An 11,775-nucleotide genomic window follows, 5' to 3' on the forward strand; every position below is an offset into this window, starting at 1 on the left:
TCTTCACGGAACGTAAGGCGTTGACCGCAGTGACAGAAAGGCGGACAGGAATGGGCGGCAGGCACCGACCGGGCTCACCACGGGACCGGTCGCTGGGCGCGGAGCTGCGTGCGATCCGCGAGGCGTGCGGCAAGAGCCTCCACGAGGTCGCCGCGGCGATCCAGTGGAACGTCTCCACGCTGTCCCGCCTCGAGCGCGGCCAACGGCACATCTCCCCGGAGGCCGTCATGGGCCTCGCGGTGGTCTACGAGCTGCCGGCCACCCGCCGCGACGAGCTGGTCGCCTGGGCCAGCAAGCCGGTCGCGCTCGGCTGGTGGGACCGCCCGCCGGCCGGCGTCGGGCCCGACCTGGGCGCCCTGGCCTCCTACGAACACGAAGCCGCCAGGCTGACGAACTGGGCCCCCGGCATCATTCCTGGTCTGCTGCAAATTCCGGACTACTCCGCCATCGCCATGAGAGGTACCGGCGTCTCCGAGAAGGATGTGAACTCCCGCATCGGCGCCAGACTCCAGCGGCAAGAGCTGCTGGACCGGCGCGGCCTGGACTTCCTCGCTCTCATCGGATCACATGCGGTGACCAACCCAATCGGCGGACCGACCGTGTTCGCCAAGCAGCTTCGGCATCTGGTCACGATGTCGAGGCGCGACGGTCTCACGGTGCGCCTGGTCGACACACCGACGCCACACACCTTCGCCAGCTGGCACCTGATGGACTACGAGAAGGCCGGATCGGTCGTCGTTCTGGAGCACTTGGGCTCCACCACGTTCCTGTTCGACGAGGAGACCGAGCCCTATTCCGCCGCTCGCAAGGAACTGCGGGATCAGGCTCTGTCAGAGCGGGCAACGCGGGATAGGCTCGAGGAGCTGATCGAACAGACCATCCTCGGGAGCTGACATGCATCAGGAACCATTGCGGTTCAAGAAGTCCGGCCGGTCCGCCGGCCAGTCCGAGTGCGTCGAGATCGGGCACACGCTGCGTCACCTTCGCGACAGCAAGAACCCCACCGGCCCCCTGCTCGACGGCGTGGACGTCGCCGCGCTGATCCGGGCCGCCCGGACCTCGGCGTAGCCCGCGCGAGGGAGCTGACCGTGCACCAGGAACCGTTGCGATTCAGGAAGTCCACCCGTTCCGGTGGGCAGTCCGAGTGCGTCGAGATCGGGCACACGCTGCGTCACCTTCGCGACAGCAAGAACCCCACCGGCCCCCTGCTCGACGGCGTGGACGTCGCCGCGCTGATCCGGGCCGCCCGGACCTCGGCGTAGCCGCGCGAGGGGGGCTGACCAGCGGCGCAGGCGGATGCGAGAGACTGGGGTCCCGGCAACGGCGCCGGCCTACCGCAACCCGTACTGCCGAGAGGCGCCGCCACATGACGCAGTCACCGACGGAAACGACCATACCGACCGATCCGACCACCCTGGTGCTGCCCGCCGACCTCAAGCCGTCCGACGGACGGTTCGGGTCCGGTCCTTCCAAGGTCCGCCCTGAGCAGCTCGCCCGGCTGGTCTCCGAGGGATCCGCGCTGATGGGCACCTCGCACCGGCAGAAGCCGGTGAGGTCCCTGGTCGGCCGCGTCCGCTCCGGGCTGCGCGACCTGTTCGGCCTCCCGGACGGCTACGAGGTGCTCCTGGGCAACGGCGGCACCACCGCCTTCTGGGACGCCGCCGCCTTCGGGCTGGTCCGCGAGCGCGCGCAGCACTTCACCTACGGCGAGTTCTCCTCGAAGTTCGCCAAGGTCACCAAGGACGCGCCGTTCCTCGCCGACCCGGTGGTCGTCACGGCCGAGCCGGGCACGGCCCCGGAGATCACCTACGCCGAGGGCACGGACCTCGTCGGCTGGGCGCACAACGAGACCTCCACCGGTGTGGCCGTCCCGGTCCGGCGGCCGCAGGGCTCCGACCCGGCCCTCATCGCCATCGACGCCACCTCCGGTGCGGCCGGCCTGCCGGTCGATGCCGAGGACTTCGACGTCTACTACTTCGCCCCGCAGAAGTCGTTCGCGTCCGACGGCGGCCTGTGGCTGGCCCTCATGAGCCCCGTCGCGCTGGAGCGGGTCGCCGAGATCGGCGCCAGCGGCCGGTGGGTGCCCGAGTTCCTGTCGCTCACCACCGCGCTCGACAACTCGCTCAAGGACCAGACGTACAACACGCCCGCCGTGGCGACGCTGTTCCTGCTGGCCGAGCAGATCGACTGGATGCTCGGCAACGGCGGCCTCGCCTGGACCACCGCGCGCACCAAGGACTCCTCGAGCCGGCTGTACGAGTGGGCCGAGCGCAGCGAGTTCGCCACGCCGTTCGTCCAGGACCCGGCCAGCCGCAGCCAGGTCGTCGGCACGATCGACATCGCCGACGGCACGGACGCCGCCGCAATCGCGAAGGCGTTGCGCGCCAACGGGATCGTCGACGTCGAGCCCTACCGCAAGCTCGGCCGCAACCAGCTGCGGGTGGCGATGTTCCCGGCCGTCGAGCCGGACGACGTCACCGCGCTCACCCGGTGCGTCGACTGGCTGGCGGAGCGCGTCTAGATGCAGCACGTCTACAGCGGCAAGGTCCGCGAGATCTACGAGGACGGCGCGGACCTGCTGCTGGTGGCCTCGGACCGGGTGTCGGTGTACGACGTCGTGCTGCCGACCCCGATCCCGGACAAGGGCGCGCTGCTCACGCAGCTGTCCGTGTGGTGGTTCGGCCGGCTCGCCGACATCGTGCCCAACCACCTGGTCTCGGCCACCGACGTGCCCGCCGAGTTCGCCGGCCGGGGCATCCGGTGCCGGCGCCTGGAGATGGTCCCGTTCGAGTGCATCGCGCGCGGCTACCTCGCGGGCTCCGGCCTGCGTGAGTACCAGGAGACCGGCGCGATCTCGGGGGTCGAGCTGCCGCCGGGGCTGGTCGAGGGCAGCCGGCTGCCGGCGCCGATCTTCACCCCCACCACCAAGGTGTCCGACGGCGGCCACGACGCGCCGGCCACCTTCGCGCAGGTGGCCGCGGCGGTCGGGGTCGAGACGGCCGAGCGGCTCCGGGCGCTCACGCTGGCGGTCTACGGGCGCGGCGCCGAGCGGGCCGCGCGCAACGGGATCATCGTGGCGGACACGAAGCTGGAGTTCGGGTTCGCGGGCGCCGGGACAGGGGCACGGGCAGCGGACACGCTCACCCTGGCCGACGAGGTGCTGACCCCCGACTCGTCCCGGTTCTGGCCGGCCGACGACTGGGCGCCGGGACGGCCGCAGCACGCGTACGACAAGCAGTTCGTGCGGGACTGGGCGGCCGGCACCGGCTGGGACAAGAAGCCGCCGGCACCGGAGCTGCCGGCGGAGGTCGTCGCCGCGACCCAGGCGCGGTATGTCGACGCTTACGAGAAGATCACCGGCACGGTCTGGCGCCGGTGACCGCCAGCGGGCATGATCCAAATGGATCGGCGGCACGGTACTCGGCGCGCCTCGCACGTCAAGGCGACCCGCCGATCTACCGTGAGCAGCTGGCGAGGTGAGGTCTGTTTCAGGTCCAGAGGAGGCCGCGATGCGTGCGCTGCGGGTCGTCGGACTCGGGGAGGACGGCAAGATCGTCATCTGCGAGTCGGACCGCGGCGAGCGTTTCCAGATTCCCGCGGACGAGCGGTTGCGTGCAGCGGCCAGAGGCGACATCACCCGACTCGGCCAGATCGCAATCGAGCTGGAGAGCCAGATGCGTCCTCGTGAGATCCAGTCCCGCATTCGTGCGGGAGAGTCCGTAGAGCAGGTCGCGGCCGCGGCCGGCGTACCAGCGAACCGCGTGGAGCGGTTCGCCTACCCCGTGCTGCTGGAGCGATCCCGCACAGCGGAGCTCGCCCAGCGCGCGCACCCCGTCCGAGAGGACGGGCCGGACCTGCAGGAGCTGGGCGAGGTCGTCGCGCAGGCGTTCACCGCGCGCGGCCAGGACTACTCGGCGGCCACCTGGGACTCGTGGAAGGGCGAGGACGGCAAGTGGGTCGTCCAGCTCACCTGGACCGCCGGGCGCTCGCACAACCGCGCGCACTGGTCGTTCCACCCCGGCGCGCACGGTGGCACCGTCACCCCGCTCGACGACCACTCCATCGACCTGCTCGACCCCAACCGCAACCGTCAGCTGCGCACCGTGCGGCCGGTCACCGAGCTGGCCGCGCAGGCCTTGCAGGTCGAGCGGCCCACCCCCGCCGTCGAGCGGGTCGTGCAGCCCGTCGCGCCGCCTGCCGACGAGCCGATGGAGGAGCCGGTCGAGCAGCACCAGCCCGTCGAGCGCCGCCAGGCGGTCGGCGAGGCGCCCCGCCGGCCGGCCGCGGAGGCCGAGCAGCGCACCGAGCAGGAGTTCGTGCAGGACTTCGAGCTCACCGACGAGCCGGAGACCCCGGTCGGCCTCGCCTCGCCAGCAGAGCCGCCGCCCGCCCCGGTCCCCTCACCAGAGCCCACGCGTTCGGCGGCCCCGCCTCGCCGGCCCGCCGCTGCCACTCCTCGTACCGACCCGCCTGCCGACCCCCGTCCGCCCGCCGCGGCACCGCCTCGCCAGCCCGCCACGGCCCGACCCGCCCCGGAACCGACCTCGACCCCCAAGCCCGAGCCGGCACCCGCCCCTACCCCGGAACCGGAGCCCAAGCCGGCGCCGGCCGCCGCGGCGAAGGAGGAGCCGCCCGCCAAGCCGGCCCCGGCCGCGCGGCGTGGCAAGGGCAAGAAGGCCCGCCCGACGGTCCCCTCCTGGGAAGACGTGCTGCTCGGCACCCGCTCCAACCGCTGACCCCCGCCCCGTGTCGTCCCCTGGCATGGGTGAACCGACCCCCCACGTCGCCAAGCCGACCCGCGACGTAGGAGACCCGACCCCCCACGATCGCGTGCCCGCGGGCGCGGCGAGCAGCCAGGCCAGGCCCGACCCAACCTGCCGGGTCGGGTCACCTACGCAGCAGGTCGACACACCTGCGCAGCAGGACGACACACCTACGCAGCAGGACGACACACCTACGCAGGGGGTCGGGTCACTTGCGCCCGGGGACCTTGTCCAGTAGGCGCAGGTCCCAGCCCTCGCGTTCGCACCAGTCCTCGGCCTCCTCCCGGGACAGCCAGGTCGTGCCCGGTGGGCGGGTGGAGCGCAGCCTCGTCCAGCCGTCCGGGGCGAGGACGTGCAGCATGCCTTCGCGCAGGGCGAGCAGGCGGCCGTCCGGGTAGGCCATCGTCGACTCGGTGCGGAGGAACCGCACGGCTTCCGGTCGCGTCATGCCCGAATGATCCCCCCTTCTTGACCTCCACCGCACTGGAGGTCGCACCATCGAGGCCGGAAAACCAGATGCCGCCGACGGCCCGCATCGCATACCGTCGGATGGCACCTCGTGGGGAGATCATGACCAACACCAAGGATGCACATCAGCCTGCCCGCAGCACGACCATCCGCGCGCTGCGGCGGCTTTCCCCTTACCTGAAACCGGTTCGCGGCCGGATGATCGGCTCGGGCGCCGCGGTGCTCGGCTCGATGGTCGCGGGCCTCACCATCCCACTGATGATCCAGCGAATCCTGGACGGCCCGGTGGCGACCGGCGACACGACCGACCTCGGCTGGCTGATCGGCGTGGTCGGCCTGCTCGGCGCGGCCGAGGCGATGCTGTTCTTCACCCGGCGCCGGCTCATCGCCGGACCGAGCACGCAGGTCGAGGCCCAGCTCCGGGACGACCTCTACCACCACCTGCAACGCCTGCCGATCGCGTTCCACGACCGCTGGCAGTCCGGCCAGCTGCTCTCCCGCGCCGTGAGCGACCTGTCGACGCTGCGCCGGTTCATCGCGTTCGCGTTCATCTTCCTGGTCGTCAACAGCCTGACGCTGGTGCTCGGCCTGGTCGTGCTGTTCGTGCTCAACCCGATGCTCGGGCTCATCTCCACCGCATGCGCGGCGCCGCTGATCCTGATCTCGACGCTGTACGAGTCCAAGTACGCGGTCCTCGCCCGGCGCGCGCAGGACCAGAACGGCGACCTCGCCACCACGGTCGAGGAGTCCGTCCTGGGCATCCGCGTGCTCAAGGCGTTCGGCCGCGGACCGCACCTCGCGGCGAGCTTCGCCAGGCAGGCCAAGGAGCTGCGCCGGCTGGAGCTGCGCAAGGTGCACGTCGTCGGCCTGCTGTGGGCGGCGATCATCATGCTGCCGGAGATCTCGATCGGCGGGCACCTGCTCTACGGCTCGATCGGCATCGCCAACGGCACGATGACCATCGGCACGCTGGTCGGCGCGGTCGCGGTGGCCACGTACCTGCGCTGGCCGACCGACTCGATCGGCTGGCTGCTCGCCGAGATGAACCAGGCCGCCACCGCCGCCACCCGCTACTGGGAGGTGCGCGACGCCGAGGTGACGATCACCGACCCGCCGATGCCGCGCAACCTGCCGGAGCGGGCACGCGGGCACGTCCGGTTCGAGAACGTGCGCTTTGCCCACCCCGGCTCGGCCGAGGAGGTCCTGCGCGGCGTCACGCTGGACGTCCGGCCCGGCGAGACCGTCGCGCTGGTCGGCGCCACCGGCTCCGGCAAGACCACGCTCACCGCGCTGGTCGGCCGGCTCGCCGACGTCACCGGCGGGCGGGTCACCGTGGACGGCGTCGACGTGCGCGACCTCGCGCTCGACGAGCTGCGCACGGTCGTCGCGACCGCGTTCGAGGAGCCGGTGCTGTTCTCGGCGAGCGTGCGGGAGAACGTCGCGCTCGGCGCCCCGCACCTCACCGAGGCCGACAGCGACGAACGAGTGCGGCAGGCCCTGCAGGTCGCCGCCGCCGAGGAGTTCGTCGACAAGCTGCCGTGGGGGCTCGACACCCGCATCGGCGAGCAGGGCCTGGCACTGTCCGGCGGGCAGCGCCAGCGGCTCGCGCTCGCCCGCGCGGTCGTCGGCCGGCCGTCGGTGCTGGTGCTGGACGACCCGCTGTCCGCGCTGGACGTGCACACCGAGGCGGAGGTCGAGCACGCGCTGCGCAGCGTGCTGCGCGACGTGACCTCGCTGGTGGTGGCCCACCGGCCGAGCACCGTGCAGCTCGCCGACCGGGTGGCGCTGCTCGTCGACGGGCGGATCGCCGCCGTCGGCACGCATTCCGACCTGCTGGCCGGCAACGCGGAGTACCGCCGCCTGCTGTCCACGATGGACGACGAGGTCAGGGACGAGGTGGTCGCGTGACAGCCTCCGTGTCACCGACCGAGGAGGAGTGGCGGGGCGTAGCCGCCGAGGACGTCGAGGAGGTCGACCAGTACGTCGGCACCCGGCTGCAGGCCCGCTCGCGGCAGCTGCTCGGCTCGCTGGTCCGGCCCCGGCTGGGCACCGCGCTGTTCGCGCTCGCGCTGGTCATCGGCGAGAACCTGCTGACCCTCGCCGGCCCGGTGCTCATCGCGGTCGCGATCGACACGGGCATCCCGAACGCGATCGGCGGCAGCACCGGGGTGCTGGCGTGGTGCGTCGGCGGATACATCGCCTCCGGGCTCGGCTCGGCGGGGCTGCGCTTCGCGTTCCTCAAGGTGTCCGGCCGGTTCGGCCAGGACGTGCTGCTGGACCTGCGGCGGCGGATCTTCGAGCACGCGCAGAAGCTGTCGCTGTCGTTCCACGAGTCGTACACGTCCGGCAAGGTGATCTCCCGGCTCACCAGCGACGTCGACTCGCTGCACGACCTGCTCGAGGACGGCCTCGACGGCCTGCTCACCGCGCTGTTCTCGGTGGTCGGCATCGCGGTCATGCTGCTGATCCTCGACCCGCCGCTGGCGCTGCTGGTGCTCGCCGGGCTCATCCCGCTGCTCGTGGTGACCCGGTGGTTCTACCTGCGCTCGCGGCACGCCTACCGCAACACCCGCGGCGCGATCGCCAAGATCATCGTGCAGTTCGTCGAGTCGATGAACGGGATGCGCGCGGTGCAGGCGTTCCGCCGCGAGTCGCGCAACGAGAAGATCATGGCCGAGCTCAACGACCGGTTCCGCACGGCGAACAAGGACGCACTGAACGTCATGGCGGCGTTCACCATGACCGTGCGGCTCGTCGGCAACCTGTCGCTCGCGCTCGTCCTCGCGATCGGCGCGGTGCGGGTGGTCGGCGGTGGGCTGGAGCTCGGTGTGCTCACCGCGTTCACGCTGTACCTTCGCCGGTTCTACGACCCGCTCGACGACCTGGCGATGTTCGCGAACTCCTACACCGCGGCGATCGCCGCGCTGGAGAAGATCTCCGGGGTGCTGGAGGAGCGGCCGGTCGTGGTCGACCCCGACGAGCCGGTGCCGCTGCCCGACGCCGCGAGCGGCCGGGCGGTCACGTTCGACGGCGTCGAGTTCCGCTACTCCGACGCCGGCCCGATCGTGCTGCCCGCGTTCGACCTGGCCATCCCGGCCGGGCAGACCGTGGCGCTGGTCGGCGCGACCGGGGCGGGCAAGTCGACGATCGCCAAGCTGGTGGCCCGGTTCTACGACCCGGCCGCCGGCACGGTCGCGCTGGACGGCGTGAGCCTGCGCCACGTCGCCGACACCGACCTGCGGCGCAACGTGGTGATGGTGACGCAGGAGAACTTCCTGTTCGCCGGGTCGGTCGCGGACAACATCGGCCTCGGCCGGCCGGCCGCGAGCCGCGCGGAGATCGAGGCCGCCGCGTCGGCGGTCGGCACGCAGGAGTTCATCTCCGCCCTGCCCGACGGCTACGACACCGACGTGCGCAAGCGCGGCGGGCGCCTGTCGGCCGGGCAGCGGCAGATGGTGGCGTTCGCGCGGGCCTTCCTGGCGGACCCGGCGGTGCTGGTGCTCGACGAGGCGACGTCCAGCCTGGACGTGCCGACCGAGCGGGCGGTGCAGCGGGCGCTGGTGTCCGTGCTCGCCGACCGGACCGCACTGATCATCGCGCACCGGCTGTCGACCGTGCTGATCGCCGACCGGGTGCTCGTGGTCGAGGGCGGCCGCATCGTCGAGGACGGCTCCCCCGCGGAGCTGATCGACGAGCCCGCGGGCGGCCGGTTCGCCACGCTGCACCGCACCTGGCTGGAGTCCCTCGCTTGACCCGCCTGGATGGTCGAGTCCGTGAAGATCATGTGACGTGGGGTCGGTGTCCGGACCCGAGGACGCGACCAGCAACGGCCGGGTGTTCGTGAGGCCGGCTCCGGTTCACGGCCCGTGTTGTGGTCCGGGGTGGCGAGGTTCCAGCAGCAGCCGGCCGGCGATCGGGGCGCGGCAGGAGGGGCTGCGTGCCGACGCCCTGGCCCGGTCCTGGGGCAATGCCACCTAGTCTAATTTGATCTTGTGGGTGTGTTGATGGGGGCTTCTGGCCTGGGTGTCGATTGGGGTGTTGGCCTCGTCGGTTCCTCGGGATGTGGTCGATGAGGTGGTTGCTGTCACGGGCAGGCAGGCGAAGCGGTCGGACGGTCGGCTTCCGCCGCATGTGATGGTGTATTTCACGATGGCGATGGCGTTGTTCGTCGAGGAGGACTACGAGGAGGTTGCGGTCCGGCTGACCGAGACACTGTCGGGGTGGGGGCGTTGGGATGATCGGTGGGCGGCGCCGACCTCGGGTGGGATCACGCAGGCTCGGCAGCGGCTGGGATACGAGCCGGTCAAGGAGTTGTTCGCTCAGGTGGTGGTGCCGGGTGGCGGAGGAGTTGACCCGAGGGGCGATGCTGGGGTCATGGCGGTTGATGGCGATCGACGGGTTCGAGTGGGATGCCCCGGCCAGCAAGGAGAACGCCGCGGAGTTCGGCTTTGCTGGGTCCAATGTGGACATCTGCGTTCCCAAGGTGCGGGTCGTCACCGTCAGCGAGTGCGCCTCGCAGAACCGACCTGCGCGGACCAGGACGGGTGCTCCGGTCCACGAGCCCGGACATTCAAAACGCACCGTCCGCCTCGTACGCCGCCGCCTCGCCGACCCGGCGCCCTTTCCCCCTGACAAGCAGAAACGATCATGCGCGGCGGTAATGGCTGACATCACCACGGCCCAGCCACGATCAAGCTCGCCACCCCCTCTGCCGCACCGCAAGCAGCATGATCAACTTACGCTAAGTGGCATTGCGCCTTGACCCCACGAACCAGTCCCGTCTGTCCACTACGGACGGACGAAGGCCGACGCAGGGACCCGTTCGACAGCGTCAAGTCCCCTTGACAATCCGTTCCACATCAGAATGGTGGTGGTGCTGGTTCGGGGTGGGTGATGGGTTCGGGGTGGTGGAACCCGCAGGGTGAGACCCATTCCAGGATCTCGCCGCGTTTGATCACCCGCCAGCCGCCGAAGGACTTGGCGCGGTGATGCGGACGACACGCCGGGTGCACGTTGTGCTCGTCGGTCGGCCCCACCGGAAACGGCTCCCGATGATCCAGATCGCACCGCACAGCGGGCCGGACACAACCCGGCCCCGTGCAAGTAGGCATGGAAGCCTGGATGTGGTCACGCAACGCCGCCGGCGGGCTATAGCGGCGGCGCCCCACATCCAACACCCGGCCGGTCGCAGGCTCGGTCAGGATCCGCCGCCACGTCGCATCCGCCTGGTAAGCAAGATCCACGGCCTGCTGGGCGGCGATGTCGCCGTAGCCGACCAGATGCCCCGGGGTGTTGTCCACCCCCAACGCGGCCCGGGCCGGCAGCGTGACCTGAACGATGATCTTCGCATGCTGGAAGTCCTTGCCCGCCAACAGGTCCAGCGCCACGTCCGAGCGGAGTTGATCCATCGTCCGGCCGTCCGCACCGCCGGCGTCCCGGAGCTGATGGGCGACCGCGTCGACCCGTTTCGCCGCGACCTGGATCCGGGCTGCCGAGCCGTGGACGGTCAGCGCGGCGCAGCCGTCCTCGGTCGGATACATGTCCACCCGCCGCCGCGCCACCCGCTGCTCATGCAGCGCCTGCAGCGCATCGGCGTTCACCCGCGCCACGATCCGCCGCAACACACGACAGAGCTTCACAGCCGGCATCTCCTCCACCCGGTCCAGGACCTGGCCTTCGACCGTGGCGGCGTCCTCCAGAGACAACGGAAGGGTGGCGTCGGCGATCTTCGACGCCCGATACGGATCAAGCCGACCCGCCTTGATCGCCGCCAACGTCCGCGGCAACCGAGTCGCCAACGTGACCGCGAGATCCAGACGCTCCTGCGCGGCGCGGGGTGAGAGCACCAGCAACGCCGCGACCTCCACCGCGTCGAACTCACTGCCACTGGCGGCGGCGTAGCAGGCGAGTTGTTCCAGTTCGTGTCCGTGGGCCCGCCACGCCGCGCGGGCGAACCCACGGGCCATCGCCGCCGGCACCGCTTCCGGCGGCGCGTCTTCGGGTAGGTCGAGTGGTTCGTACATGTGGTCGATTCTACCGAACCCGCAGCACGGTTTCCGGTGCGCGGCAAGGGTTTCACCCCATCGAGGCAGATGCACACCCACGGTGAACACGCGGACCAACCTCTAATCCGAAAATCAAGTCGGGGACGGGTAGCTGGGACCACCGTGGCAGCGGCGAGGAGACACGGAGCCGGGACGGACTAGGCCGCGTCAGGCGGCGGGTTCGAGGGTGACCTTGTAGCCGAGTGCTTCGAGTTGGCGGAGGTAGGTGTGTTGGCGGCGTTCGGGGCCGAGGCGGTTGCCGTAGAAGTCGGATCCGAGGTCGTGGGTGGCGGGTGTCGCGGTCAGACAGCAGGTGCCAGACGATGACCAGGATGGAGCGGCCGACCGCGACGATGGCCTTCTTCGTGCCCCGGCGCCGCGCGATCCGTCGGTAGCGCTCGCCCAGGAAGGTGTCGGTCCGGCTGGCGCCGACGGCGGCCTCGCCCAGAACACGGGCCAGGTAGGGGTTGCCGTGCCCGGTAGAGCCGCTGCCCTTGTTC

Annotated in this window: 11 protein-coding genes; 9 read left to right on the plus strand and 2 right to left on the minus strand. The window is 71.1% G+C overall.

Annotated elements, in window-relative coordinates; translation table 11 throughout:
* Window positions 1–50: 50 nt before the first annotated feature.
* The 6 genes from GEV28_RS14850 to sepH all read left to right on the plus strand — a co-directional run bounded on the left by GEV28_RS14850 (window position 51) and on the right by sepH (window position 4,736).
* A complete protein-coding gene (locus tag GEV28_RS14850; protein ID WP_291412657.1) occupies window positions 51–893 on the plus strand; it encodes a helix-turn-helix transcriptional regulator in 843 nt (280 codons plus the stop codon).
* 1 nt (window position 894) lies between these two features.
* The gene (locus GEV28_RS14855; protein ID WP_291412647.1) at window positions 895–1,068 is read left to right on the plus strand and encodes a DUF397 domain-containing protein; all 174 of its coding nucleotides are present in this window, start codon (window positions 895–897) and stop codon (window positions 1,066–1,068) included.
* A 20-nt stretch (window positions 1,069–1,088) separates the two neighbouring features.
* On the plus strand, window positions 1,089–1,262 hold the full coding sequence (locus GEV28_RS14860) for a DUF397 domain-containing protein (RefSeq protein ID WP_291412648.1): 174 nt from the start codon (window positions 1,089–1,091) through the stop codon (window positions 1,260–1,262).
* A gap of 104 nt (window positions 1,263–1,366) precedes the next feature.
* Window positions 1,367–2,521, plus strand: a complete 1,155-nt coding sequence (serC, locus tag GEV28_RS14865; RefSeq protein ID WP_291412649.1) for a phosphoserine transaminase — start codon at window positions 1,367–1,369, stop codon at window positions 2,519–2,521.
* Window positions 2,522–3,379: a phosphoribosylaminoimidazolesuccinocarboxamide synthase gene (locus GEV28_RS14870; protein ID WP_291412650.1), complete on the plus strand. Its 858-nt coding sequence runs from the start codon at window positions 2,522–2,524 to the stop codon at window positions 3,377–3,379.
* A 130-nt stretch (window positions 3,380–3,509) separates the two neighbouring features.
* Window positions 3,510–4,736: a septation protein SepH gene (sepH, locus tag GEV28_RS14875; RefSeq protein ID WP_291412651.1), complete on the plus strand. Its 1,227-nt coding sequence runs from the start codon at window positions 3,510–3,512 to the stop codon at window positions 4,734–4,736.
* 235 nt (window positions 4,737–4,971) lie between these two features.
* On the opposite strand, the gene GEV28_RS14880 is transcribed toward sepH, so the two are convergent.
* Entirely contained in the window at window positions 4,972–5,211 is a 240-nt protein-coding gene (locus GEV28_RS14880; RefSeq protein WP_291412652.1) for a hypothetical protein, read from the minus strand.
* Window positions 5,212–5,333: 122 nt separating this feature from the next.
* Between GEV28_RS14880 and GEV28_RS14885 the strand changes: the two genes are divergently transcribed.
* The 3 genes from GEV28_RS14885 to GEV28_RS42300 all read left to right on the plus strand — a co-directional run bounded on the left by GEV28_RS14885 (window position 5,334) and on the right by GEV28_RS42300 (window position 9,863).
* Window positions 5,334–7,139, plus strand: coding sequence for an ABC transporter ATP-binding protein (locus GEV28_RS14885; protein ID WP_291412653.1), 1,806 nt, complete (start codon window positions 5,334–5,336; stop codon window positions 7,137–7,139).
* On the plus strand, window positions 7,136–8,983 hold the full coding sequence (locus GEV28_RS14890) for an ABC transporter ATP-binding protein (RefSeq protein WP_291412654.1): 1,848 nt from the start codon (window positions 7,136–7,138) through the stop codon (window positions 8,981–8,983). Before GEV28_RS14885 ends, GEV28_RS14890 begins: the two co-directional genes overlap by 4 nt.
* Window positions 8,984–9,266: 283 nt before the next feature.
* A complete protein-coding gene (locus tag GEV28_RS42300) occupies window positions 9,267–9,863 on the plus strand; it encodes a transposase domain-containing protein (protein WP_367115104.1) in 597 nt (198 codons plus the stop codon).
* 227 nt (window positions 9,864–10,090) lie between these two features.
* Here the strand turns inward: GEV28_RS42300 and GEV28_RS14895 are convergent, their stop codons facing one another.
* Window positions 10,091–11,254: an HNH endonuclease signature motif containing protein gene (locus GEV28_RS14895; RefSeq protein ID WP_291412655.1), complete on the minus strand. Its 1,164-nt coding sequence runs from the start codon at window positions 11,252–11,254 to the stop codon at window positions 10,091–10,093.
* Window positions 11,255–11,775: the final 521 nt, after the last annotated feature.

The sequence above is a fragment of the Actinophytocola sp. genome, from assembly GCF_009379765.1.
GTDB lineage: Bacteria > Actinomycetota > Actinomycetes > Mycobacteriales > Pseudonocardiaceae > Actinophytocola.

Excerpts from the sequence above, each read along its gene's own strand:
- GEV28_RS14850 (WP_291412657.1), top strand. The coding sequence starts at position 51 with ATGGGCGGCAGGCACCGACCGGGCTCACCACGGGACCGGTCGCTGGGC.
- GEV28_RS14855 (WP_291412647.1), top strand. The coding sequence starts at position 895 with ATGCATCAGGAACCATTGCGGTTCAAGAAGTCCGGCCGGTCCGCCGGC.
- serC (WP_291412649.1), top strand. The coding sequence starts at position 1,367 with ATGACGCAGTCACCGACGGAAACGACCATACCGACCGATCCGACCACC.
- GEV28_RS14870 (WP_291412650.1), top strand. The coding sequence starts at position 2,522 with ATGCAGCACGTCTACAGCGGCAAGGTCCGCGAGATCTACGAGGACGGC.
- sepH (WP_291412651.1), top strand. The coding sequence starts at position 3,510 with ATGCGTGCGCTGCGGGTCGTCGGACTCGGGGAGGACGGCAAGATCGTC.
- GEV28_RS14880 (WP_291412652.1), bottom strand. The coding sequence starts at position 5,211 with ATGACGCGACCGGAAGCCGTGCGGTTCCTCCGCACCGAGTCGACGATG.
- GEV28_RS14885 (WP_291412653.1), top strand. The coding sequence starts at position 5,334 with ATGACCAACACCAAGGATGCACATCAGCCTGCCCGCAGCACGACCATC.
- GEV28_RS14895 (WP_291412655.1), bottom strand. The coding sequence starts at position 11,254 with ATGTACGAACCACTCGACCTACCCGAAGACGCGCCGCCGGAAGCGGTG.